Source organism: Methanolobus sp. ZRKC5, from assembly GCF_038446525.1.
Classification (GTDB): domain Archaea; phylum Halobacteriota; class Methanosarcinia; order Methanosarcinales; family Methanosarcinaceae; genus Methanolobus.
Genome location: NZ_CP151792.1, coordinates 1,953,520 through 1,977,277 on the forward strand (window position 1 = coordinate 1,953,520; position 23,758 = coordinate 1,977,277).

Below are 23,758 nucleotides of genomic sequence, written 5' to 3' on the forward strand. Positions count from 1 at the left end.
TGGCTCTGAGTTTGCCATATATACACTCTTTACACTTTTAAACCTGAGCTAAGCAAGGTGAAAGTATTTAGAGTGCCTTTCCGGCACTCTCAAAATCCTTGTTCATGTAAATCATTTCATAGACCAGGTCTGCTATTCCGTCAATTGGGGCACGCACCTGTTTCATGCTATCTCTGTCCCTGATGGTCACGGTGTTGTCTTCAAGGGTGTCGTAGTCGATTGTGATTGAATACGGCGTACCTATCTCATCGTTTCTCCTGTAACGTCTTCCGATGGTTCCGGAATCATCATAGGACACGAGGAGTCCCTTCTGTTTCAACTGTACTTCAATGCTCTTTGCCGGACCGATGAGTTCTTCTCTTGTAAGAAGCGGAAGGATTGCTACCTGCACTGGAGCTACCTCTTTCTTGAGTCTCATCACTATCCTTGCTTCCTCTTCGGTATCTTCCTTGCCAGCAACCATTTCTTCCTCAAAGGCATGCTCCATTGTGGAATAGAATATTCTGTCAATACCGTAGGAAGGTTCTATGACGTGCGGAATGATGTTCTCTCCGCTGATCTTCACAGTCTCTTCTGCAAAATCGACAATATCTTTTGGAACTGTGAACTCTTCACCGTCTATGATGACTGTGATGTTGTCCTGCTCCAGTTCTTCCTGGCTCAGGGCCTTCAATGCTTCAGCCACATTTTTTGCCTTGCCTTTAAAGAGCGGCCCAAGTTTGCCCATATTGGGCTTGACCACGAATTGGGTAACCATTTTAGGTTCGCTATATTCTCTGTAAATGGAAAGCTCGGTCTTGCTGACAGCCGCATGTGCCTTCAGGTCAAAATCGGTCCTGTCTGCTATTCCGACAACTTCGACCCATCCAAACCTGTCAGTCTCTATCTCTGCATCCCAACAATCAATGGCATAATGTGCCATCTCATCTTTCATGTGCTGCCTGAATCTCAGTTTGTCACCTGCAACTCCTATGCGCTGGAGGAAATGATTGGTCAGCCCTATCTGGTATGCAAGGAATTCGTGTGCAATGATTCCTTTCTCAACAGCTTCACCAAGTGTCATTTTCTCTACTGCACCCTTGTCCTGGGCTTCATCTGAATATAGATTGACTGCGGTATCAGCAAACCTGCTAAAGTTGGAATGTCTCTTATCGTTAGGGTCAATGAAGATCTCAGCTTCTGCCTGGGTGAACTCTCGCAGTCTGATGACTCCCTGTCTTGGCGAAATCTCATTACGATATGATTTTCCAATCTGGGTTGCACCGAATGGGAGTTTTTCACGGTAGAATCGTGCAAGTCTCAGGAAGTCGATGAACATTCCCTGTGCAGTTTCAGGACGCATGTATCCCTGTCTGCCGGAACCCGGTCCTATATCTGTCTTGAACATGAGGTTGAACTCGTATGGTTCACCAAGTTCGCCTTCACATTCGGGGCATTTTACATTGTTCTCCCTGATCACTCTGTCAAGTTCCTCATTACTAAGGGCATCTGCCACAGCTACTATTTTGTCTACAAGATGGTCTGCCCTGAAAGCCTCACCACAGTTTTTACACTCGCAGAGTGGATCTGAGAATCCTCCAACATGGCCGGATGCAACGAACACTTCTTCTATTCCAATAGTTGGTGCCTCGATCTCCATGTAGCCCTCCTGGACCACATATGTCTCTCTCCATATCTGTTCGATTCTTCTCTTCAGGGTACTTCCAAGGGGTCCGTAATCGTAAAATCCAGCGGTTCCGCCATAAAGTTCAAAAGAGTTCCATAAGAATCCCCGGCGTTTTGCCAGTTCTATTACCTGCTCGTATTTGTCCATAGAATATCCTCTAAGTTGTAAATGATTATTATGAATCTCTCGATATGCCCATTGCATTTAATAGTAACGAAAGTGCTTTGAAAACATGATGTTCACAAATGCCTAAACCATGTCGTAATATCTATAAATCAGGTTCATTAAGATTATATGTATGTTCATACATTTTATGTTTGAGCAAGGTCGAATATAATCAAATCATATCATATCGTACCACCATCTTATATGATTCAATTGGTCATTTCAACACTGGCCTTGCTCTTCCTATCCTTTTGTATTTTTTAAATCCTGGTATTTAGATGTAGTTTCTCTTATTTACCTGTGGTAATTTCCTGATCATACTTTGGGTGAATGTGGATTTTTATAATATCAACTTAAAAAAAAGGTATATGTGGAAAACAAACAAAACCCCTTTGTTTCCACTGGAATAATAAAAATAAAAGTTCACTCTTATTCGAGTGCTTCTTCTACTGTCATTCCTTTGTGTGCAATTTTTGAAATATCTGCTACAAGCTTTGTAGGGTTATCTGATTGGAACACGTTCCTTCCTATAGCAACACCCTTCCCTCCGGCCTGGAGTGAGTCATATACCATTTCAAGAAGCTCCTTTTCAGTATCCATTCTTGGACCACCCGCAATGACCACTGGTACAGGACAACCCTTGACAACTTCCTTGAAAGAGTCTATGTCACCTGTATAATTTGTCTTTACAATGTCAGCACCAAGTTCTGCCCCGATTCTGGCTGCATGTTTGACGTACTCTACATCGTGTTCGGAAGTTACTTTTGCACCTCTTGGGTACATCATAGCTAGCAATGGGATTCCCCAGTCATCGCATTGGCGGGCAACAAATCCCATGTCCTGGAGCATTTCTGCTTCATCCTCGGCACCTACGTTCACGTGGATGGATACTGCGTCAGCTCCTACTTTAATAGCCTCTTCAATTGTTGTGACAATGACCTTATGATTTGGGTCTGGTCCAAGGGATGTTGATGCTGACAAGTGTATAATAAGTCCTATGTCCTTCCCATACCCTCTGTGTCCGTGTTTTGGGAGGCCCATATGTCCCAGAACTGCATTTGCTCCGCCATCTGCGACTTTGTTTACAGTGGTAGGCAGATCAATGATGCCTCTGATAGGCCCTGCACCAACACCGTGGTCCAGAGGAATTATTATTGTATTGCCTGTATTGCGGTCGAATATTCTTTCCATCCTGACTGATTTGCCAATTTCACTCATGCTTGGGTCATTGCTTTAATTATAGATAATCCTAACGTGAACCTGGGAACAATGTCACAGGTTCTCATGCTGGTATTTGCCACAATATCCTTCCGTAAGTTCACTATGGAGGTTAAAGAATAACAGTTGCATTACCCTGGCATTCCTTTTAAGCTTGAAACCATGTGGATTATGTACTACGAGCATCGATTCGCTTCTGCCTCTGTATCCTGAATCCCACACCGCCGTTCCAATATTGGCTCCGCACCTGAGCAGAGTAGACCTTGGCCTTGCGATAGCTGCAAGATCAAGGGGAATGTTCACTATTTCGTTGAATGTGATCTTGTATGTGCCCTGTGCAAGGTGCGCCCATCCGTTTTCATCAAAATCCATTGGTTCTGTTGAAGGTGTTTCTCTTTCGCTATTGTCAAAATCCACAGCTCCTGCTCCGGTGTATGTTTCTATATTCTTGAGTGTGAGTTCTACGCTGTTTGGTTGAAGCTGTGTCTCAATGTCTGTCATATTCTCAACCAGCGGTGTCTCACTGCTGATCATCGCTCTGAGCTCATTTTTAGATAGAAGGGCCATGGATGTAGGTTTGTTTGATAAGATATATTTTTTTGGACCAATATGCCGATTGATGTAAACTCATGTTATCTCAAAAACACATTATTGTAAACCAATTAGTTTATATTTATTAGTGTGCATGTGTATTGTGGTGAGTTTGAAAATGTTTCCTTAATCTTTCGTTCCTGATATTTATCTGGGAGTTAGATTTGGAAACATGTGCATAAAACAGAATGAATCGTAATTAAAAGGAGTGAATGATGTGAGTAGTACGGATCTTGTTAAAAATGGGAACAGACCTGAGATTCTGTTCCGTGTGAGTTTGAGTCCAGATGGAACCGCCTATCAGAAGGAAGTTTCTCTTGTCTTCCCTAAATATGCAAGTGCAGACCTTCCTCATTACAAAGAGGAATATATGCCGGAAATTCAGTACAAGGCTTTAACTCAGAACAAGGCTTTAACTCAGAACAAGGCCTCTGACGATTGTCAGTGGCATTTTGATAAAGAGGATTAATCTTTAATCCTCTTATTTTTTTAGATAAATATGACTTTATTATTTTTGTATTATAATATTTTTTGTACCAATGCTTAATTTTCCTTTTTCACATTTTAAGACTATAATTTCAGATATCTTTCTATTTCATTATGCTGTTTATTTTACTAGATCCACATCTGTTCCACAAAGACATATTTAATTTACTATGGTACCATTATTCTTGCATAAAATGGAAATCTCAAAAATGTATATATAGGTATTCATAGCTGCTTTAATTGTCTCTATTGTCATTTGGCTTTACAGGGTATTACTTTGTCAAAATCATCATATTATCATGAAGTTAGGTATTTCACATGGAAAAAGAAGCATCTGATTCTGAAAAATATGCAAATATTGCGAATGTGACCATCATGAATTCAAAAGTATCTGAATTTGATGGTTATTTGCGTATATCTGCCAGTGGGCAAATACTGGAGGCAAATGATGCATACTGTCATCTTAGTGGGTATACGAAAGATGAACTTTTTGGGATGATGTTGAAAGATCTTGGTGCAGGTGTTTCCTGGCATGCTCTTATTGATGATTTACCTGATGTCATAGAAAGAAGCAAAGGTCACTTTGAGATTAGTCATCATACAAAAGATGGCCAACTTCTTGATCTGGAAGTAAGCGCTACATATGCAGAATTCCCTGATCCGTCTTTCATCTTCATTTTAAAGGATATTACCGCTCTTAACCAGAATGATAAATTCTTTTTGGATAAAGGGGATATTTACAAATCTTTATTTAAACACAGTAAGGCAGTCATGTTGTTGATTGACCCTGAAAGTTCAGATATAATTGACGCTAATATTGCAGCGTGCGAATACTATGGTTGGTCACTGGAAAAACTCACGCACATGAACATCCATGATATTAACACCATGTCCCTGGAAAAAGTACAGGCTGAGATGAAAGTTGCTGTAAACGAAAAGAGAAATTACTTCATTTTCAAGCACATGCTCGCAAACGGGGAAATCCGTGATGTTGAAGTATACAGCAGTCCGGTCATGGTCAATTCACAAAATCGATTGTATTCTGTTATCCATGACATTACTGAGCGTAAGCTGGCGGAAGAGGAGCTGAATACCAGGGAAATGCAACTGCGAACTGCGCAAAAAATAGGGCATATTGGAAGTTGGGAGTTTGATCTGAATTCCGGTAAAATTGTTACTTCTGAGGAAACCCTCAGGATATATGGGCTGGATGAAAAAAGTTTCACAATTTTTGAAGTACAGAAAGTACCGTTGCCTGATTATCGGCCAATGCTGGATGAGGCTCTAAAAAATCTCATTAGAGATCAGGTGCCATACAACGTTCAGTTTAAGGTAAAAAGAGTAATAGATGGTGCTATACGTGATGTTCATTCTGTTGCAGAGTACTATGCTGAAAGAAATGCGGTCATAGGAACTATTGAGGATATTACTGAGCGTAAACTAGCGGAAGACGCGCTGCTGCATGCCAAGATAATTGCCGAGGCTGCAAACCAAAGTAAGGATGAATTCATGGCAAGCATGAGCCATGAACTAAGAACTCCATTAACATCAGTTATAGGTTTTTCAGATATATTGCTTGATGAAACCTTTGGCAGTCTGAATGGCAGGCAAACACAGTATGTAAATCATATTTCTCAGGCTGGCAAACATTTACTCAAGCTTATAAATGACATACTTGACCTCTCAAAAGTAGAAGCTGGAAAAATGGAGCTTACGTATGAACTTTTCTCTGTTTCTAATGCTATTGACGAGGTGAAATCATTAATATTCCCTCTTGCCATGAAAAAGAATATTCGGCTGGATGTTGAGGTTGATCAACAACTTGAAAGAATCAATGCCGACAAAACAAAGTTCAAACAAATACTGTATAACCTTGTAAGCAATGCCATTAAATTCACTTCTATCAAAGGTTCAGTAACGATAAATGCACGATGTACAGGCGACATGGTTCAGGTCAGTGTAAAGGACACAGGAATTGGTATTTCTGAAGAGGATGTTGAAAAACTCTTCCAGCCTTTCAGGCAATTAAATTCGTATCTCACACATGAACATTCTGGGACGGGGCTTGGCCTTGCTCTTGTTAAGAAATTTGTTGAGCTTCATGATGGCAGGATATGGGTTGAGAGTGAAGTTGGTAAGGGGAGTATGTTTGTTTTTTCGATTCCCGTGGGTTCAATGCAGAAAACGATATAATATACTAAAATCTCAAATTTATCTGATTATTCCGATGCCAGAAACGACAGTATCTCGTTTGCATATTCTTCTGGGAGGTACTGCTCCCCTAAATGTCCTCCACCATCAAATCGAACAAATTTTGCATCAGGAATATTTTGTGCCATTTTTATGGAAATATCGGGTGGAGTGAGTGCATCCTTGTTGGCTGAGAGAAGCAGGACTTTGTTTTGAATTTCAGGCAGGCGTTCATATGTGCCGTTCCACTTCAGATTTGCTTGGGCATACTTTCTGAGGATCTGGTTTGTATCAGGGTCTGTGGAACGGTATTGAAGTTTGCTCTTCAGAATATTTGCCTCCGGGGCATCAAGGCTATAGGTTGTTGATGAAAGGATTAGCCGGTTCACTTTTTCAGGGTGAGCAAGAGTCAATTCCTGAGCAATTACCGATCCCATTGAGGAGCCGAATATATGTACGGAATCCAGTCCAAGTGTATCCATCAGGCCTGCAGTATCGTTGACTAACAGTGAGATTGAGAGTGGTTCGTTATTGTCAGATGAATATCCCATTCCCCGGTTATCAAAGAGGATAACTCTGTAACCACTCGATAGCTGCTTTACAAAGGAAGCATTACACATGTCCATTTTTGTGGCAAATGGCATAATCATCAACAGTGGCTCACCTGATCCAAATTCCCGGTATCCTGTCTCAATGCCATTGACAGAAACATATTTTACCGGTGAATCAACGATTGAAAAATTACTAGCATTGCAATTTGTGCTTCTGTTGTATATTGAATAATCATGCTGTATGTTCTCGCTTTCTATTCCAATACAGCCTGATAATGCAAGGGTTATGAGGATTGAGGTCAGAATCAGATTTGGTCTTAGTTTCATGTAATCGTAGAAAAGCAGCTTTCAGCACTCTTAGAATCGCAAAATAAGCATGATGGGCCCGGGGAGATTCGAACACCCGACCTCTGCCGTGTGAAGGCAACGTCATAACCAGCTAGACCACGAGCCCAGACTTAGATACATTATGTTCCCTGTCTATAAAGTTATCGTTAATTTTTTTGTTATTCTAATGTCAGCTCTTTTTTTTTACCAGAAGGTAAGTGGCAAGAGCTACAATGATGGTTCCTATAAAAATAGTAAGCAACGCTGTTGTAGATTGTAATGTCTTATGCGCTATGATTGCCAATAGAGTTCCAAGAATCACTGCAACAGGTATGAGCAAAGCAGTTTTCTTCATTGATTTTTCATCAAGGTCTAATTGTGCCATTTTAATCCCGTTTAAAGTGTTTTACTATAAGTGGTATAATATATATACAATTATATGAACATAGTCACTATAAATAGCTATTCCTTCATATTTTGTTGTTTCAAACATTGTGGCTATGAAAAAGATGTTTCACTGGATACTTGCCAGCGTCGTCAATGTAATGTATGCCAGTGCTGCGTATCTTGCCGTTTTCCCTATGAACACGTAAATAGAAAATGACTTAAAATCAAGTTTTAATAGTCCACCAGTCGCTGCAATAGCATCTCCTATCAGTGGCAACCACGTTAAAAGAAGCAGAAAGGTTCCGTATTTTGCAAAAAGCTGGTCTGCTTTTTCAAGTTGTTTTTTGGATATCGAAAAGAATCTTTCTATTATGTCCATTCGTCCCCTTAGTCCTATGTAATACGTAGTACACGCTCCAAGATAGTTGCCTATTGAAGCTACCATTATGACCGATGGGGTATCAAAGCCCTTGCTGATAAGTAATACGACAAGTGCTTCAGAACCAAGTGGTAAAATTGTGGAAGCAAGAAAGCTTGTTATGAACAGTCCAAGAAATGCATGGTCTTCTATTGATCCAAAAAGAGATTCTATCATTTTTAGTTCCTTATGTTTTGATCTTTTAAGAAAATCGAAAATCCAGTGAATGATATTTATATATTAACAAGTATATATGATTGATATGCAACAATTGAACATTTCCTTAAATCCACATTATCATATTAACAATTACCGAATCTCTATAATCTCAACTTATATTTTATCATAACACCACCCAAGGTTTACAGTATTATGGACAAAAAATTCGAATATACCATATTGGTCGTTGATGATGACCCTCTCAACGTCAAGCTTCTAGAAGTTTTCCTTTCAAGGGATTATGTTGTACGAGCAGCTTATAGTGGTTCAGAAGCTCTTGATATCATAGGATCTGAACATATTGATCTTGTGCTGCTCGACATAATGATGCCAGGTATGAATGGCTATGAAGTGTGTCATAGGATAAAGACTTCTGAGGCAACACGTTTTATTCCGGTCATTATGATAACTGCCCTGTCATCGAAGGACGACAGAATTGAGGGACTTGAGGCCGGAGCAGACGAATTTCTTGTCAAACCCATTGACAGGGTTGAGGTTCTTACAAGGGCACGTAGCCTCTTAAAGAACAAGCAGCTATATGATAAGCTTACCTTCGAAAGGGACAGGGCACAGAATTATCTTGATACTGCAGGTTGTATGATTATTGCTTTTAACAAGGATGGTACTGTACAACTTGCCAACAATAAATGCTGTCAGGTTGTCGGATGCGAAGAATCTGATCTGATTGGCAAAAATTGGATAGAAATGTTTGTACCTCCTGATGAGAAAGATGTTGTTCTCTTTGTTTTTAACAGTATAATTCAAGGTAACATCGATGAAGTAAGGGTGTTCGAAAACAGTATCCTCACAAAGAATAAAGGAAAAAGGATAATCCATTGGAACAATTCACCTTTTAAGGATCTGGACGGGAATATTTCGGGAATACTCAGTTCCGGCTCAGATGTGACGGAGGAGCGACTGGCTTCAATGAAATTGAAAGCATCTGAAGAAAAATCCAGGGTGCTGTTTGAAAACGCTGCAGATGCAATTATTATTTTTGACTTTGATTGCAATGTTATCGATGCAAATTTAGTTGCATCTGATATGCTTGGTTATGAAATTGAAGAATTGCTGATGATGACAAGGCATGATCTTGTAGCCCAGGAACATCAGGGAACCTGTGATGAAAAGGTGGCAGCAGTAATTAAAAATAAATATGATAGATTTGAGCTCACATATTTGAAAAAAGACAGCACCCGTGTTCCTGTTGAAATGGGTGTAAGGGTAATTGAATATAATGGGTCGAATGCTCTTTTGAGCAACTTAAGGGATGTAAGTGAGCGCAAATTCGCAGAAAAGATCTTAAAAGAAAGTGAACAAAAGTTCCGCCTTCTTGCTGAAAATGCAAATGATGTGATATGGACTCTGAGTCCCGAAGGTAAATTCACATATGTCAGTCCATCTGTTTTCAAATTACGAGGATATACGCCTGAAGAAGTTATCAACCAGACATTTGATGAAATCTTCCCTCCCGAGCATAAGAACACAATAGTTGGCGCAATTAACAGGTTCTATGAGAAATTGAAGGCTGGTGAAGATCACTATTCAGAGACTTTTGAGCTAGAACAATTTCATAAGAATGGATCTCGCGTGTGGACAGAAGTAGTTGCAAACCCTGTTTATGATGGCGATGGCAATTTCCAGTTCTTCCTTGGTGTGACCCGTGATATTTCTGAGCGCAAAAAAGCTGATGAGGAAATCAGTTTGTATACTGAGGAATTATCTCAAAAGAATGAGGAACTCAAATCTCTTGAGAAGATGAAAAATGAATTCCTTTCTAACTTAAGCCATGAACTCAAAACTCCTCTCATTTCTATAAAGGGTTATAGTGAGCTTGTTCACGATGAAGTTATGGGGCCACTCAACCCTAAGCAGAAAAAAGCCATGAAAACGGTCCTTGATAAATATGATCACTTGAGTTTCCTGATGGACTCGCTAATATACATGAGCATTGTCAAATCGGGCAAGGTGGATTACAGGCTGGATCCGATCAGGATAGAGGACAGTTTGAAGAAAGTGGTAGAATATTTTTCATTCCGATCCCAGGATAAGGATATGATACTTCTCCTTGATTTTGAAGAGAATCTGCCGTTAATAAAAGGGGATGTAGGGTACATGCCTTATCTTTTCAGATCCATAATTGATAATGCCGTAAAATTCAGTCCCAACGGTTCAAAGGTTCTTATTCGTGCGTTTAAGGAAGAAGACGATGTTCATATAATGATCAAAGATTCCGGAATAGGTATACCCAAGCATGAATCATCCAATATTTTCAAACGTTTTTACCAGATAGATGGTTCCATGTCAAGGAAGTATGGTGGGAGCGGATTAGGGCTATACGTCAGTAAAACAATAGCAGAGATACATGGCGGCAAAATATGGGTCGAAAGTGATGAAGGTGCCGGAACAACTGTCCACGTATCTTTCCCTTCGTACTCTAAAAGCAAAAATCAATGTATAAGCAAATAACCCAGCAGCGCTTCTTTTACATTGAAAAAACCGCTTGTTTGCATTTCATCCTTTTTGAAGCACTGTTCACAAAGCATTTTATATTCCGGTGCCAGTCAATATTATGATGTATGTTGAAGATGTAGTCTCACGCCTCAAAGAACTGTATCCGAATGGCTATTTTCACATTAACAGGGACCCTTTCTATCTTTTGATATCTACTGTTCTGTCCCAGCGCACCCGTGATGATGTGACGATTCCCACAAGCCAGAGACTTTTCAGTGTCTTTGCTACTGTTCAGGAAATGGCAGGGGCAGATGTTGACGAGATACAGGAACTAATCAGAAATGTGGGTTTCTACAGGGTGAAAGCCCAGCGTATCATCGAAATATCCCACATTATTTTACAGGATTATGACGGTTTTGTACCTGACAGTATGGATGAGCTTCTCAAACTGCCCGGAGTAGGTAGGAAGACCGCCAACTGCGTGCTTGGTTATGCTTATGAACAGGATGTCATAGCAGTAGATACCCACGTACACAGGATATCCAATCGCCTGGGTCTGGTTGAAACTTTCGAGCCGGATGAAACGGAAAAAGAGCTTGAGAAAGTGATTTCAAAACAGGACTGGAAGGACATCAATGGGCTTATGGTGCTGTTCGGTCAGAATGTATGCCGGCCAGTGGGTCCGAAATGTGGTGAATGTATTATGGATGATATCTGTCCCAAGATTATCTGATATTTTTCAAACAAAAAAGGGAAGTTTCAACAAACTATTTATCGGTATATACTATATAAAGCACAAATCTTGTGTTTTATGCCGTAACTCTAATATAAAAAGCACTGGTTTTGCACGAGAACTGATAAATTTCATACTTACACTAGCATTAATTAACTAATAAACGACATAATATTTATTTAGTATATACAAAGGTGAATCATGTTACTAATCGGAGAAGCATTAATTGGCGAGGCACCAGAACTCGCACACGTTGACGTTATGGTCGGCAATAAAGATGGTCCAGTGGGCCAGGCATTCGCAAATGGATTTACGCAGTTATCAGTAGGTCACACACCTCTGCTTTCAGTAATTCGTCCAAACCTTCCTGCAAAGCCAGCCACACTTATTGTCCCAAAGGTCACAGTAAAGAACATGGATCAGGCTGCACAGATATTCGGTCCTGCACAGGCTGCTGTATCCAAAGCTGTTGCAGATGCTCTTGAAGAGGGAGCATTCGGTGACATGGATATTGAAGACATAGTTATTGTTGCAAGCGTCTTCATCCATCCTGAGGCAAAGGACTACAATAAGATCTACAGATACAACTACGGAGCTGCAAAACTTGCTGTAAAGCGCGCAATAGGTGGCTTCCCTGATATGGATACAGTACTCAAGGAGAAGGACAGAATGGGTCACGCTATTATGGGATTCAAGGTATCCAGACTCTGGAACCCGCCATACCTTCAGGTTGCACTTGACAATCCAAACCTTCCTGTGATTCTGGACATCGTCAGACAGATTCCAAAGAGCGACCACGTTATTCTTGAAGCTGGTACACCTCTTATCAAACGCTATGGTGTTGACGTTATCTCCAAGCTCAGAGAGATCCGCCCTGACGCATTCATAGTTGCTGATCTTAAGACACTCGACACAGGTAACCTCGAGGCTCGTATGGTGGCAGATGCAACCGCAGACGCAATTGTCGTTTCCGCTCTTGCACCAATTGCAACCATGAACAAGGTAATTGAGGAAGCACACAAGACAGGTATCTATGCTATCATGGACACACTCAACTGTGACGACCCTGTAGCAGTACTCAAGCAGCTCGACGTACTTCCTGATGTAGTTGAACTGCACCGTGGTATCGATGTAGAGACCTCAGCACATGCATGGGGAAGCATCGAGGACATCAAGGCACTCTCACCAAAGATCCTGGTGGCAGTTGCTGGTGGCGTACGTATCGACACAATGCCTGATGCACTTGCAGCAGGTGCTGACGTTCTTGTAGTTGGAAGAGCAATCACCAACGCAAAGGATGTTAGGCAGGTCGCAGAGAAGTTCATTGAAGGTCTTAACAACCCTGAGATCGACCAGTTCAGAGTAATGACCGATTTCTAAGTGTGTGGAATTTCCACACTCTTTTCTTCTTTTTAGTTTTTCAGCTTTTTTTGCTTTTCTTCACTTTTATATTTATAGTTGGAGTTACATCTATAATGCTGCGTACATTATACGTATACTGATATTCATATTGGAGTGATAGAGTTTGAGTTCTACATTAATAGTCCTAAACCTCAAAACATATCTTGAGGGCACAGGCGAAGGCGCCGTAAAAGTCGCAAAAGCATGTATGGAAGTTGCAGATGAATCGGGAATTGAAATTGGTGTCGCACCACAGTTCTGTGACATCTACCGTGTGGCATCACAGGTTGACCTGCCAGTTTATGCGCAGAGTCTTGACCCAGTAGGAGCAGGTAGTTTTACCGGACATGCATTCGCTCAGTGTGTCAGGGACGCAGGCGCAGTTGGAACTCTTATCAACCACTCCGAATGCCGTCTCACACTTGCAAACATCGATGCATCAATAACTAATGCAAAAAGTGTTGGGTTCAAAACAATAGTCTGTACCAACAATGTAGCAACTTCAGCGGCAGCTGCTGCTCTTGGTCCTAATTACGTTGCAGTGGAACCTCCTGAGCTCATTGGCTCCGGTATTCCTGTATCAAAAGCAGACCCAGGGGTTGTAACAGGCTCTGTTGAAGCAGTGAAAAGGGTAAACCCGGCAGTGCAGGTTCTTTGTGGTGCAGGTATCTCAAAAGGGGAAGACCTTGCAGCAGCTCTTGAACTTGGTTCAGTCGGTGTTCTGCTGGCATCAGGTATTGTAAAAGCTGCAGACCCGAAGGCTGCACTTGAAGACCTTGTAAGTAAGGTCTGATTATTTTTTTCTTACTTCTTTTTCAGGGCAGATTCAACCATGCAATGAACAGCATCAAGGTTGCAATTATCATCCGCAAGGCCATTGAGAGTTCTACATTGAATTTATCTTTCACCATTCCGTATATGCCTATTGGCGGAGGTGCTATCAGTAGTGCGGCAATGAAGAGTGGTATGCCAGCTACGAAGTTTCTATCCACTATTATAAGGTAAAGTCCGTGGATTCCCAGGTACAGTCCGAAAGCAGCGGTAAAAAAGATACCTATTTTATAGACCAGGGTATATTGTTGGGGGCTTGGGGATGAACCTTTCACATAATCACTTCTTTGAAGTAAGTTCAGATGCCTGATAACGTTTACCCTGATAACTTGTCAGAATAGTGTGAGCGATTAACCGGTAATTCAATTGCAATGCGTATTATGTTCTGAGTTTGCAGCCTATGCCGCAAAGCTGTTCCACAATCTCGTCATTCACTCTTGTTGCATCGGAATCTCCGGTTATATTGATGCGGTAAGTTACACTGGTTCTGTCCGTTCCTTTTACTCCTATGTACGTATCGATTTTCCTGACGGAAATAATATTGTCATTGCAGGCAATTACATTGCAAATAGCTTCAGGTTTTGACCCTTGTGGTATAAGTACTGAGATATCTCTTGTGTGATGCCTCAAAATCTTATTTTTCCATGCTTTTAGCTCTTCTGTGGAAAGGAGGCGTACATTCTCCATTTTAAGGGGCACTAATCTGTTACCTACAAAAAGGATAACGCTTCTCGGAGTAACCTTTTTTACTATTCCTACATGCACAATATTGGAATATATGTGCTTGAGTCCTCTTTCCGTACCAATGGAATCGATCAGTTCATCGAACTCAGCTATTTTTGAGTTTATGAGTTTATCAGAACGGCGCAGTGCAGATGCCGTATCTCCAAAATGTGCAGCAGCATCTTTCATTTTAGTTGTGAATCCATCAACGTTGTGTTCCCTGACAATTGTAGACATCTCCCTGCACTGCTGCATGAAGGCATCATGTACTTTGAGCACTTCAGGGTTTTCCATCTGGATATATGCATAGAGGTAAGGGTTTTGTCCTAGTATCCTGCCTACGAAATCAAGCATGATATCATACACCGGACTCATGAATCGCCTTGATTCATTCACACTGAAATCAAGACTGTCAAAGGTCGTACCGATGGTGATGTATGCAAAATGTGTCAGTCCCTGTACCACGGACACGAACCTATCATGTTCTGCCGGACTTATTACTTCGATATGTGCACCGTTATCTTCAAAAAGTGACCTCATCACAGGGAACCATTTATCGCATCGTCCCTCGATGGGTGTTAATATGAATATCTGGCCATGCAGACTTGGTATGGATGGTCCGAACATGGGGTGAGTGCCAAGTATTTCAACACCTTCCGGTGCATACTTCTTCATGGCTTCAGTTGGTCCTGCTTTAAGGGATGTGAAATCCATAAGCAAACTGCCACTCTTCATTTTTGGTGCAGTCTCAGTGATGACCTTTTCAGTGATATTGATGGGCACTGTGACAATTACTATATCGCTGGTGCTTATGGCAACATCGAGGTCATGTGCAAACTCGACTTCCATTCTCTCTGCAATCTCAATTTTTCCACTGCTGCCCCATACAACAACTTCGTAACCGTGGTTCTTAAAAAAAGGAGTGAACCACTGTCCCATCTCTCCGGTTCCACCTATGATGAGGACTTTCAAATTCAGAGCCCCTCCAGTACTGCTCTTTTCATAACATCAACTGGTGGTTCAACGCCCGTCCATATCCTGAATGCCTCTGCACCCTGGTGGACAAGCATCATTTCCCCGCTAACTGCCTTTGCTCCTGCTTTCTTTGCTTCTTTCAAAAGCCTGGTTTCCAGTGGGTTGTAAACAATATCAAATACGGTAAGTTCGGAGTGCATATACTCTGATGTTGCTATGGTCCTTTCTGTATTGGGGTGCATTCCCTGGGTTGTGCAGTTAACAAGAATGTCGCTGCCATGGATCAGCTCCTTCAGATTCTCAAGCCCGCATCCACTCGCAAGACCAACTGAGGACACATCAGTTGCAAGGTCAATAGCCTTCTTTTCGGTCCTGTTGGCTATGGTGATACTTGCTCCATCCTTTGCAAACTGGAATGCGATTGCACGTGCAGCACCACCTGCACCTACTATAAGCACGTTGGAGCCATCTATTTTTACACCTTTTTCTTCAAGGGTGCGCTTCGCTCCAAGTCCGTCGGTGTTGTAACCTTTCATTCCATGTTTGAAATCAATCGTATTTACAGCACCTATGCTCTTTGCCAGCGGGTCAGCATCAACTATACCTAATGCTTCCTGTTTCAATGGGACTGTGAGGTTCACGCCACCAAAACCCATGGCTTTAGCTCCAAGAAGTGCATCCTTCAGATTATCAGGACTAACTCTGAAAGCATGGTAGGTGCATTCCATACCAAGTTCCAGGAAAGCTGCATTATGCATGTTCGGAGATCGCGAATGTGCTATTGGGTCTCCGAATACTCCGAAAACAGTTCTCAAAAAAGAATCTCCATGGCTGATTTAAGTTCGTGTATCTTTATCTGTCCGGGAGCCACTGCCTTTGCTATTGCGCCATATGTCAGGCGTGATCCGTAACATGGTGCAACTATACGACTGTGTTTTCCAATTTCGCCCATTGCAATAGTGCACACAGGTTTATCCATGTCTGCAGTTGCCTGAAGTACGTCAAGCACGTCCTGCTTTGATTGTGCCATGACTGCCAGTTTTGCAATATCGGCACCTGCCTCATGGGCACTGGTGAGTGTCTCCTTCATTTCCTCAACAGAAGGAGTGGTGTTGAAATCATGGGCTGAAACGATAACTGTTACTCCGGCTGCCTTTGCTGCATTGATGAGTTTGCTGCGCTGGTCTGCATCTGCACTGAGCTCTATATCAATTGCTTCTACAAAAGGAAGAATATCTGTCAATATTGCAATCCTTTCATCCTCGCTGCCTTCCCACTTGCCACCATCAGTTTGTAATCTATTGGTTGCAATACACGGAAGCTTAGTGTTGGCTTTGATCCTCTCAATAGTTCTCTTTGCCTCTTCAAGGTCTGAAAAATTGAGAAGGTCAAGTCTCAATTCCAAAACATTGGCACCCAGCCAGTTTGCAGCTTTTGCACTCTCTGCCGGATCATCGTCTATCACGGAAACGATGGCAGGCTTCTCATCAAGATCAAACGTCCCAATTTTTACCATAAGCGACAACTCCTTCCTTATTTTTCGATGATGGTTTCTTCTATCTTCATTCCGAAGTGGCGGCCTATATCTTCTGAGTGGACAAGTATCTCATCGCCAACCTTTATATCGGTCACAGCTACGGGTTCTTTGTCCTTTGTGACGAGCTTAATGGTTTCTGCGTTTTGCAGTATATTCTTGATAATTTTCCCATTAAGGTCAGCTTCAACAAGGATGAGTGGTCTTCTTTCTATCTTTACTCTGCCAACAACGCCTGTTCTTTGTTTTCCGTCAGCATCAACTATGGTGACCTGGTCTCCCGCTTTAAGCTCGGAAAGGTAGCGGGTCTTTTCGCCTACTTTGATGTAAGCATGTACAGCACCGGCATTGACTCTGAATGGACGGGATGCAACGTATGGACTTTCTTCTGATTCAGAATGTACAAGGAACATGCCGTTTGCCTGTGAACCTACAAGCATTCCCTCGCCTTTTACCATGAGGTTGCAAGTGTCTACACACACCCTGTCACCCATTCCTATGGATTCTACATTTGTGACAATAGCTGTTTTGATCTCAAGGTTATTGACACCGGCACTTTCAGCAATATCTGCAGTTTTCTTGATCTGGCTCAAGTCTTTTGTGTCGAGCATTACTCCATCTGTGCCATGTTCCATTGTTTCAAAAGCAAGCTTTGCTTCATCTGATGTCTGAACTCCTGATATAAGTTTGACATCTTTCTTCTGAAGTCCTGCAATGAGGTTTTCTAGTGGAATGACCTGCCAGTCAGTTCCTATCGTGATGAGATAATCACAGACATTTCCCATTTCTGCTGCAAAGTTCTCGTAGTTCTTGTTCTGGATGATGACGTATCCTGCAACCTTGATTCCCTTTTCTTTCAAACGAAGAGCAGTTGTAATATCAAGGGAACCGCCGTAGTCAGGTGGTAATGGTTTTGTTCCGTCTCCCTCTCCACCTTTTCCGACTACGATTATCTCTGCTCCTTCGACATCATTGTGGGCAAAGGCAGCTACCTTAACATTTCCAAGCTCCTTCACTTTATCAACATCAACGGCATCGACCAGTATGGCATCAACTCCGGATTCCATTCCGGTGGTAATTACGGCCTTGCGTTCATCCCAGTTGCCTTCATCGGCCTTGATCCAGATTATCTTATTATTCATATGAGCACATCCGCAAGCACAGAAAATGATTGGTCTTATTTCAGTTTTTCCAGTGCTTCTTCAACTGACTTTTTATGGTGCACTATCTCTGTTATGGCTTTTGTAATTTTTGTAGGATTCTCGTGCTGGAAAACATTTCTTCCAATTGCGACACCTCTTGCACCGCCTTCCATAGCACCTTGGATCATTTCAAGGAATTCCTTGTCTGTGTTTGTCTTTGGTCCACCTGCAATCACTACTGGTACCGGACAACCCTGTACTACATCCTTGAAAGTATCGATATCTCCTGTGTATAGAGTTTTTATTACGTCGGCACCAAGCTCAGCACCAACTCTTGCAACATGCGCTACAAGCTCAGAGTCGTGTGGGTTGGTGATGTCTTTTCCTCGTGGGTACATCATTGCGAGAAGTGGCATTCCCCAGTAATTGCATTCTTCAGCTACAGTTCCAAGTGTTTGTAACTGATCTGCTTCGGTCTCTGACCCCACATTCACATGTATTGATACCGCGTCAGCTCCCATTTTCATGACCTCTTCCACAGAACAGACCTGTACTTTGTTATTTGGATCACGTGCAATGCTTGTAGAAGCGCTCATGTGGACTATAAGTCCGACATCATGTCCGTATCCTCTGTGTCCATGGGTTACGATTCCTTTCTGCATGAGTATTGCATCCGCTCCACCATCTGCAACTTTATTTATGGAATCTGCCACATTTATCAGGCCCTTTATAGGTCCATCTGATAATCCATGGTCCATGGGGATTATTACCATGTTCCTGCTTTCTCTGTGCATGATTCTTTCTATGCGAATTTTCTTACCGATGTCTGTCATTTGCTTTCACCCTCATTTAATGTATGTATATGTACGTTAATGCACTTTATTGAACGTTAGTATATTTATAATATCCTTGTTACTATGTGACATAGTAGCATGGTTTATTATTTAAATGTTTTTGTAGGGCTAAGTAAAAAAATAGGTAACTATTCAGCCTGATAAAAACGCTATCAATAACAATCTTGACAAAAAGTTGAAACGTAAATTTCATTAGAATCATTTATTTTGATTGTTGCTATTGATTGCTTTTTTGATTGTTAGATTGTTAGTGAGCAGACATCTCTATTTCGATGAAATCAGTACCAATAGGCAAATCGTGCCAGGCTGAATAGTTACAAAAAGGTTACAAATCCTTAAGGAACTTGCCGATTTGTATTCCGTCAGAATTGATGTTATATCCAATAAGATGTTTCTCATGGTCACTGCCATGCATCTTCATAATTGACATGGTTTTCCTGATCTCCTTCTCGATCTCTACGTGTTTTAGAAGTATCAGAACGTCCACAAGTGAGGAGACTGGTATTTCACTTGTAAGTACATTGTTGCCAGCTGCCCTGTTGCCACTGATCAGCATGGATGTGAGTCCCATATCCTTAAATATCCTCATCATGTTGGCGATATGCTCTCTTTTGGCAACCGGATCACTAAAGACATAGTCAAATCCGGATATGTCATCCAGAAGTATTCTTTTTGCTCCCATATTTTCAATAGTACTCTTGAGCTTTACTGTATGCTTGCAGGCATTTATCTCTGGGGGAGGCGTATAAATGATTTTGACCAGCTCTTTCTGTTCTAATTCTTCAAGCTCAAGTCCAAGACTTGCAGCATAACGACGTAATTCCGCAGGGGTATCCTCAAAGGTACTTATTATTCCAGGTTCTCCATTCCTGGCACCCTGAATTATAAAATAAAGTCCAAATAATGTTTTCCCTGTGCCTGTATTTCCTGCTATCAATGTGGATGATAGTTCAAAGAATCCACCACTTATCAACTCATTGAATCCGGGAATGCCTGTATCGACTCTTGTTTCCGGTGATAATTGCTCGGTGACCTGGGTGGTTATTCTTGGGTAGATACTGATTCCGTCGTTTGAAATATCAAAAGTGTGTTCCCCTTCAATGTAATTGGGAAGGTTCATTTTCACGATCTTTATCGTACGGTTGCTTCCCCTTCTTTCGATATTTTGCGAAAGGTATACTATTCCTTCAACCACGTCACTAACGACTGATCTGCACACATCAGTCTGTGACATTGTTCCTGTCAGATACACAATGGCATCCCATTCTCCAATTGCGGACATGAGGGAATACATGAATCTTCTTCTTTCAGCTTCAGGAAAACCAAACCCTATTGGGGTGACGGGGTCTATCAATATCCTGTCTGGTTTAAGGGATGCTACGATGTTCCCAAGGTCAACCAGCATGGTAAGTGGGTCTCTTTCCACGGAACTGGCGTTGAATGTATGTATGGTCAATGACTCCTCGTAAAAATCATAGTTAGAGAGGGCTTCTCTTACGGAAATCTCTGATTTAGAAGTCATGCATATATACAGTACATTTTCTCCGCTCCTTGCCGCTTCACACAAACCCTGGACTCCAAGTACAGTCCGCCCACTACCTGGGTTACCTGCTATCAATATTGTCGAAGGGGCCATTATGCCTCCACCGAGTATTTCGTCAAATCCTGGTATTCCTGTGGGTTTACTTTCCAATGTGGTACCTCATCTAAGCATTGTTATGATGGTAAAGAGAACATTCATACTCTAAGTTTGTATGAAATTACCTCTCCCTTATTTAGTTTACTTTGTACTTTTACTTAACATTATTCATTAGTATGTGTGGTAATGATTTTATACAGTCTCTTTTGAGCACAAAATATTATAACGGTATTATAAGTGTGAAAACATCTTATATGGTTAATTACTATTATGGCAATATTGCTACACTTATTAATACAAATAAATTCAGGAAACAATCTATGAGAGAATTAAAGATCCTTGTTATCAATAACTATGGGCAGTTCTGCCATCTTATCCATCGTGCAGTAAGGGATCTGGACATGGATACAAAGATAGTTGCCAACACAACCTCGATTGAGGACATCCTTGATGAAGAGCCGGATGGAATTATTCTAAGTGGTGGTCCTACACTGGACAGAGCTGGTATGTGCTCTGAATATGTTGAAAGTATTGACCTTCCGATCCTTGGCATCTGTCTTGGTCATCAGGTTATCGCAAAGACTTTCGGCGGCGAGGTAGGTTCGGGCCCATCAGGTGGGTATGCAGATATTGAAATTGAGGTCATCGATGAGGATGAACTCCTTACAGGCCTGGGTCCAAAGACCTCTGTTTGGGCATCACATGCTGATGAGGTTATCAGGATGCCTGAGGATTTCAAACAACTTGCAAGGTCAAACATCTGCGAGTGCGAAGCAATGAGGCACGTAGACAGGCCTCTGTTTGGTGTGCAGTGGCACCCTGAAGTGGCACACACAGAAAAAGGAGAACAGCTTTTGACGAATTTCTTTGAAATATGTGAGAAGTATTAACTCTCACATTCCCATTTTCTTCATCATTTTTTGCATATTGAATTTTCCGCCACGGAATCCTTTCATAGCGGTTTGCATCATCTTGTGATATTTCAGAAGTTCTCTTACATCCTCCGGAGCACTCCCGGAACCTCTTGCAATTCTCTTGATGCGGGCACTGCCGATAACTCTGGGGTTGAGCATTTCTTCCTCCGTCATCGAATCCATGAGAACCCTGTAACGTCCGAGTTTGTCACCAGTTACCTGATATGCATCTTCAGGTATCTTGGCACCAAGCCCTCCAAGAGGCAACATTTGCATAACCTGTTTCATTGGTCCCATCTTGTTCAGGCTCTCAAGCTGTTTGTACATGTCCTTGAGTGTGAATCTGCCACGAAGCATTGCTTCCATGTCAAAGTCTTCCTCTCCAAGGGCTTCCTCGGCCTTTTCGATAAGGCTTTTGATATCACCCATTCCAAGAAGTCTTGAAATGAACCTGTCAGGCTCGAATCTCTCAAGGTCATCCGGCGTTTCTCCTACGCCAATAAAAGCGATAGATGAATTTGTTTCGGATACTGCTGAAAGTGCACCACCACCTTTTGCGGTACCGTCAAGCTTGGAGATCACCACGCCTGATATCCCGATCGAATCATTAAAAGCACGGGCTTGCTCGCTTGCCTGCTGCCCGATAGCACCGTCAAGTACCAGCAGTTTGTAGTCTGGTTTTGCCATGGCGTGTATTTCTTCCATCTCAGTGATGAGATCACTCTCAAGTGAGTGGCGGCCTGCGGTGTCAACTATAAGCACATCATTTTTCTGGAGTTCTTCAAGCCCTCTCTCTACAATACCAACTGCATCCGGGTTGCCTTCTTCACCATAGAATGGAACGTTGAGCTTAGTACAGAGTGTCTCAAGTTGCTGGTATGCGCCTGGTCTGAATGTATCGGCACAAACAACTGCCGGTTTTAGTCCTTTCCTCTGGAAATAGCGTGCGAGTTTTGAAGTTGTTGTGGTTTTTCCGCTACCTTGCAAACCTATCATCATGATGGTCTGGGGTTTGAGGGGAATGTCAGTGCTCTTCCCTATTATATTGATAAGTTCCTGGTAAACTATCCTTATTACATGTTCCCTGGGACTCATTCCTGAAGGAACTTCTTCTTTCAGGGCACGCTCTTTGATATGCTTTGACATTTGCATGACCAGCTTGACATTAACATCAGACTGGAGCAAAGCTCTCTGGATATCCTTAACGACCTCATTTACGGTCCGTTCGTCGATACGTCCTGATTTTACAAGTTTTTTAAGGGCATCCTGCAGGGAATTCCCGAGTTTATCCATTACCATTTAAGGATCTTCCTTTTTAGTTCTCTCTTTTCTTCTATTAAACGGGCAGTTCATATTTAATCCTAGTGGGAATATGATTTTTTGCATACATTTTTCTGACCTTTTGTAATCTATATGGTAATACTACTGTAAGGGTGGTATTGAATGTCGCATATTCTGGACAACTTTGAATGTGGGTAAATAAAGCACTCCTCTTTCCATTTATGCTATCAGCACAACAGCTGCCATTGTAAAGATAATCCCTGCCCATTGTCTGTATACAAGCTTCTCTTTCAGAAGTATCCATGCAAGAAGCACAGTTATTGCAGGGTACATTGAAGTAAGGATTGCTGATATATCGAGTCTTCCTGTCTTTGCTGCAAGTACGTAGAACACATTTCCTCCTGTATCAAGGATGCCTGCAAGCAGAATAATTGGAAGGTACCTGATGTCGGGTACTTTTGTCTGCTTCATGAAATAAGCAACAATTATGAATGTTGGAATAGTTGCCATCCTGGCTCCCACAAGAGGCCAGAATATTCCTTCGGCCTGTACCTGATCAATAAGTATCATAAACATCCCGAATCCAGTACCTGCAAGGCAGGGCAGTTTGAGTTTCTGCAGTTCTATTTTCGAACTCTCATGATCTCTGGATATAAGCCATACGCCGATGAGTGCAAAAAGAAAACCTATAAGCTGGCTTGTGTCAGGCAGTCCCTCTGTTATCATTCCAAAAACCACGGGAATGAGGGCACTCATAACAGCTGTGACCGGTGCTACAATTCCCATTTTCTCAACGGATAATGCATGGTACAGTGCAAGAACTCCCATTCCTCCGGCAAGTCCCGCAGATGCACCCCATAGCATGTCTGTCGTGGATGGTACGCTTTCAGAAAAAGCAAGTGCTGCTGCAATGAGGAGGATTATTCCAGTTGCCTGTGAAATGATGGCAACTGTCAGCACACCACTACGTTTTGTGGCAAAACCTCCACTAAAATCTGCGGTTCCCCAGCAAAGTGCTGCAGTAAGCCCGAATATAATAACAAACAGTTCCATCTATGT

22 protein-coding genes and 1 tRNA gene are annotated in these 23,758 nt (G+C 41.9%); 7 read left to right on the plus strand and 16 right to left on the minus strand.

Features of this window, described 5'->3' with window-relative positions; genetic code table 11:
• Nucleotides 1–67: 67 nt before the first annotated feature.
• The 3 genes from glyS to WN948_RS09650 all read right to left on the minus strand — a co-directional run bounded on the left by glyS (nt 68) and on the right by WN948_RS09650 (nt 3,616).
• On the minus strand, nt 68–1,813 hold the full coding sequence (glyS, locus tag WN948_RS09640) for a glycine--tRNA ligase (RefSeq protein ID WP_342303989.1): 1,746 nt from the start codon (nt 1,811–1,813) through the stop codon (nt 68–70).
• A gap of 447 nt (nt 1,814–2,260) precedes the next feature.
• Complete coding sequence (locus tag WN948_RS09645) at nt 2,261–3,049, minus strand: 2-amino-3,7-dideoxy-D-threo-hept-6-ulosonate synthase (RefSeq protein ID WP_342303990.1); 789 nt, start codon at nt 3,047–3,049, stop codon at nt 2,261–2,263.
• Nucleotides 3,050–3,103: 54 nt separating this feature from the next.
• The gene (locus WN948_RS09650) at nt 3,104–3,616 is read right to left on the minus strand and encodes a deoxyuridine 5'-triphosphate nucleotidohydrolase (RefSeq protein WP_342303991.1); all 513 of its coding nucleotides are present in this window, start codon (nt 3,614–3,616) and stop codon (nt 3,104–3,106) included.
• Nucleotides 3,617–3,857: 241 nt separating this feature from the next.
• Here WN948_RS09650 and WN948_RS09655 point away from each other — a divergent pair, with 241 nt between their 5' ends.
• Nucleotides 3,858–4,109: a hypothetical protein gene (locus WN948_RS09655; protein ID WP_342303992.1), complete on the plus strand. Its 252-nt coding sequence runs from the start codon at nt 3,858–3,860 to the stop codon at nt 4,107–4,109.
• A gap of 335 nt (nt 4,110–4,444) precedes the next feature.
• The gene (locus WN948_RS09660) at nt 4,445–6,319 is read left to right on the plus strand and encodes a PAS domain-containing sensor histidine kinase (protein ID WP_342303993.1); all 1,875 of its coding nucleotides are present in this window, start codon (nt 4,445–4,447) and stop codon (nt 6,317–6,319) included.
• A 26-nt stretch (nt 6,320–6,345) separates the two neighbouring features.
• Here the strand turns inward: WN948_RS09660 and WN948_RS09665 are convergent, their stop codons facing one another.
• From WN948_RS09665 to WN948_RS09680, 4 genes are all read right to left on the minus strand, one after another.
• Nucleotides 6,346–7,194: an alpha/beta hydrolase gene (locus tag WN948_RS09665; protein WP_342303994.1), complete on the minus strand. Its 849-nt coding sequence runs from the start codon at nt 7,192–7,194 to the stop codon at nt 6,346–6,348.
• Nucleotides 7,195–7,247: 53 nt separating this feature from the next.
• Nucleotides 7,248–7,321: transfer RNA gene (locus tag WN948_RS09670), tRNA-Val, on the minus strand.
• A 63-nt stretch (nt 7,322–7,384) separates the two neighbouring features.
• The gene (locus WN948_RS09675) at nt 7,385–7,579 is read right to left on the minus strand and encodes a hypothetical protein (RefSeq protein WP_342303995.1); all 195 of its coding nucleotides are present in this window, start codon (nt 7,577–7,579) and stop codon (nt 7,385–7,387) included.
• Nucleotides 7,580–7,708: 129 nt separating this feature from the next.
• Entirely contained in the window at nt 7,709–8,176 is a 468-nt protein-coding gene (locus WN948_RS09680; RefSeq protein ID WP_342303996.1) for a YqaA family protein, read from the minus strand.
• Nucleotides 8,177–8,371: 195 nt separating this feature from the next.
• On the opposite strand from WN948_RS09680, the gene WN948_RS09685 reads away from it, so the two are divergent.
• The 4 genes from WN948_RS09685 (at nt 8,372) to tpiA (ending at nt 13,599) form a co-directional block, all read left to right on the plus strand.
• On the plus strand, nt 8,372–10,687 hold the full coding sequence (locus WN948_RS09685) for a PAS domain S-box protein (protein WP_342303997.1): 2,316 nt from the start codon (nt 8,372–8,374) through the stop codon (nt 10,685–10,687).
• A gap of 106 nt (nt 10,688–10,793) precedes the next feature.
• Nucleotides 10,794–11,405 carry an endonuclease III gene (nth, locus tag WN948_RS09690; protein WP_342306451.1) on the plus strand — a complete coding sequence of 204 codons (612 nt, stop codon included), beginning with the start codon at nt 10,794–10,796 and terminating at the stop codon, nt 11,403–11,405.
• 201 nt (nt 11,406–11,606) lie between these two features.
• The gene (locus WN948_RS09695) at nt 11,607–12,785 is read left to right on the plus strand and encodes a bifunctional 5,6,7,8-tetrahydromethanopterin hydro-lyase/3-hexulose-6-phosphate synthase (protein ID WP_342303998.1); all 1,179 of its coding nucleotides are present in this window, start codon (nt 11,607–11,609) and stop codon (nt 12,783–12,785) included.
• Between the two features lie 145 nt (nt 12,786–12,930).
• A complete protein-coding gene (gene tpiA / locus WN948_RS09700; protein ID WP_342303999.1) occupies nt 12,931–13,599 on the plus strand; it encodes a triose-phosphate isomerase in 669 nt (222 codons plus the stop codon).
• A gap of 22 nt (nt 13,600–13,621) precedes the next feature.
• On the opposite strand, the gene WN948_RS09705 is transcribed toward tpiA, so the two are convergent.
• From WN948_RS09705 to WN948_RS09735, 7 genes are all read right to left on the minus strand, one after another.
• Nucleotides 13,622–13,912 (minus strand): hypothetical protein, encoded by a 291-nt coding sequence (locus WN948_RS09705; RefSeq protein WP_342304000.1) that lies wholly within the window; start codon nt 13,910–13,912, stop codon nt 13,622–13,624.
• A 103-nt stretch (nt 13,913–14,015) separates the two neighbouring features.
• Nucleotides 14,016–15,332 carry a prephenate dehydrogenase gene (locus tag WN948_RS09710; RefSeq protein WP_342304001.1) on the minus strand — a complete coding sequence of 439 codons (1,317 nt, stop codon included), beginning with the start codon at nt 15,330–15,332 and terminating at the stop codon, nt 14,016–14,018.
• Between the two features lie 2 nt (nt 15,333–15,334).
• A complete protein-coding gene (gene aroE / locus WN948_RS09715; RefSeq protein WP_342304002.1) occupies nt 15,335–16,150 on the minus strand; it encodes a shikimate dehydrogenase in 816 nt (271 codons plus the stop codon).
• Nucleotides 16,147–16,851, minus strand: coding sequence for a type I 3-dehydroquinate dehydratase (aroD, locus tag WN948_RS09720; RefSeq protein ID WP_342304003.1), 705 nt, complete (start codon nt 16,849–16,851; stop codon nt 16,147–16,149). The genes aroE and aroD overlap by 4 nt, the downstream gene beginning before the upstream one ends.
• Nucleotides 16,852–16,868: 17 nt before the next feature.
• Nucleotides 16,869–18,011, minus strand: coding sequence for a 3-dehydroquinate synthase II (locus WN948_RS09725; protein WP_342304004.1), 1,143 nt, complete (start codon nt 18,009–18,011; stop codon nt 16,869–16,871).
• Between the two features lie 35 nt (nt 18,012–18,046).
• Nucleotides 18,047–18,844 carry a 2-amino-3,7-dideoxy-D-threo-hept-6-ulosonate synthase gene (locus WN948_RS09730; RefSeq protein WP_342304005.1) on the minus strand — a complete coding sequence of 266 codons (798 nt, stop codon included), beginning with the start codon at nt 18,842–18,844 and terminating at the stop codon, nt 18,047–18,049.
• Nucleotides 18,845–19,190: 346 nt separating this feature from the next.
• On the minus strand, nt 19,191–20,558 hold the full coding sequence (locus WN948_RS09735) for an ATPase domain-containing protein (protein ID WP_342304006.1): 1,368 nt from the start codon (nt 20,556–20,558) through the stop codon (nt 19,191–19,193).
• Nucleotides 20,559–20,824: 266 nt separating this feature from the next.
• On the opposite strand from WN948_RS09735, the gene WN948_RS09740 reads away from it, so the two are divergent.
• On the plus strand, nt 20,825–21,394 hold the full coding sequence (locus WN948_RS09740; protein WP_342304007.1) for a GMP synthase subunit A: 570 nt from the start codon (nt 20,825–20,827) through the stop codon (nt 21,392–21,394).
• A gap of 3 nt (nt 21,395–21,397) precedes the next feature.
• On the opposite strand, the gene WN948_RS09745 is transcribed toward WN948_RS09740, so the two are convergent.
• Together WN948_RS09745 and WN948_RS09750 are read right to left on the minus strand one after the other, a co-directional pair.
• The gene (locus WN948_RS09745; RefSeq protein WP_342304008.1) at nt 21,398–22,717 is read right to left on the minus strand and encodes a signal recognition particle protein Srp54; all 1,320 of its coding nucleotides are present in this window, start codon (nt 22,715–22,717) and stop codon (nt 21,398–21,400) included.
• A gap of 201 nt (nt 22,718–22,918) precedes the next feature.
• Entirely contained in the window at nt 22,919–23,752 is an 834-nt protein-coding gene (locus WN948_RS09750; protein ID WP_342304010.1) for a DMT family transporter, read from the minus strand.
• Nucleotides 23,753–23,758: the final 6 nt, after the last annotated feature.

Excerpts from the sequence above, each read along its gene's own strand:
- glyS (WP_342303989.1), bottom strand. The coding sequence starts at position 1,813 with ATGGACAAATACGAGCAGGTAATAGAACTGGCAAAACGCCGGGGATTC.
- WN948_RS09645 (WP_342303990.1), bottom strand. The coding sequence starts at position 3,049 with ATGAGTGAAATTGGCAAATCAGTCAGGATGGAAAGAATATTCGACCGC.
- WN948_RS09650 (WP_342303991.1), bottom strand. The coding sequence starts at position 3,616 with ATGGCCCTTCTATCTAAAAATGAGCTCAGAGCGATGATCAGCAGTGAG.
- WN948_RS09660 (WP_342303993.1), top strand. The coding sequence starts at position 4,445 with ATGGAAAAAGAAGCATCTGATTCTGAAAAATATGCAAATATTGCGAAT.
- WN948_RS09665 (WP_342303994.1), bottom strand. The coding sequence starts at position 7,194 with ATGAAACTAAGACCAAATCTGATTCTGACCTCAATCCTCATAACCCTT.
- WN948_RS09675 (WP_342303995.1), bottom strand. The coding sequence starts at position 7,579 with ATGGCACAATTAGACCTTGATGAAAAATCAATGAAGAAAACTGCTTTG.
- WN948_RS09680 (WP_342303996.1), bottom strand. The coding sequence starts at position 8,176 with ATGATAGAATCTCTTTTTGGATCAATAGAAGACCATGCATTTCTTGGA.
- WN948_RS09685 (WP_342303997.1), top strand. The coding sequence starts at position 8,372 with ATGGACAAAAAATTCGAATATACCATATTGGTCGTTGATGATGACCCT.
- nth (WP_342306451.1), top strand. The coding sequence starts at position 10,794 with ATGTATGTTGAAGATGTAGTCTCACGCCTCAAAGAACTGTATCCGAAT.
- WN948_RS09695 (WP_342303998.1), top strand. The coding sequence starts at position 11,607 with ATGTTACTAATCGGAGAAGCATTAATTGGCGAGGCACCAGAACTCGCA.
- aroD (WP_342304003.1), bottom strand. The coding sequence starts at position 16,851 with ATGGTAAAAATTGGGACGTTTGATCTTGATGAGAAGCCTGCCATCGTT.
- WN948_RS09725 (WP_342304004.1), bottom strand. The coding sequence starts at position 18,011 with ATGAATAATAAGATAATCTGGATCAAGGCCGATGAAGGCAACTGGGAT.
- WN948_RS09730 (WP_342304005.1), bottom strand. The coding sequence starts at position 18,844 with ATGACAGACATCGGTAAGAAAATTCGCATAGAAAGAATCATGCACAGA.
- WN948_RS09740 (WP_342304007.1), top strand. The coding sequence starts at position 20,825 with ATGAGAGAATTAAAGATCCTTGTTATCAATAACTATGGGCAGTTCTGC.
- WN948_RS09745 (WP_342304008.1), bottom strand. The coding sequence starts at position 22,717 with ATGGTAATGGATAAACTCGGGAATTCCCTGCAGGATGCCCTTAAAAAA.
- WN948_RS09750 (WP_342304010.1), bottom strand. The coding sequence starts at position 23,752 with ATGGAACTGTTTGTTATTATATTCGGGCTTACTGCAGCACTTTGCTGG.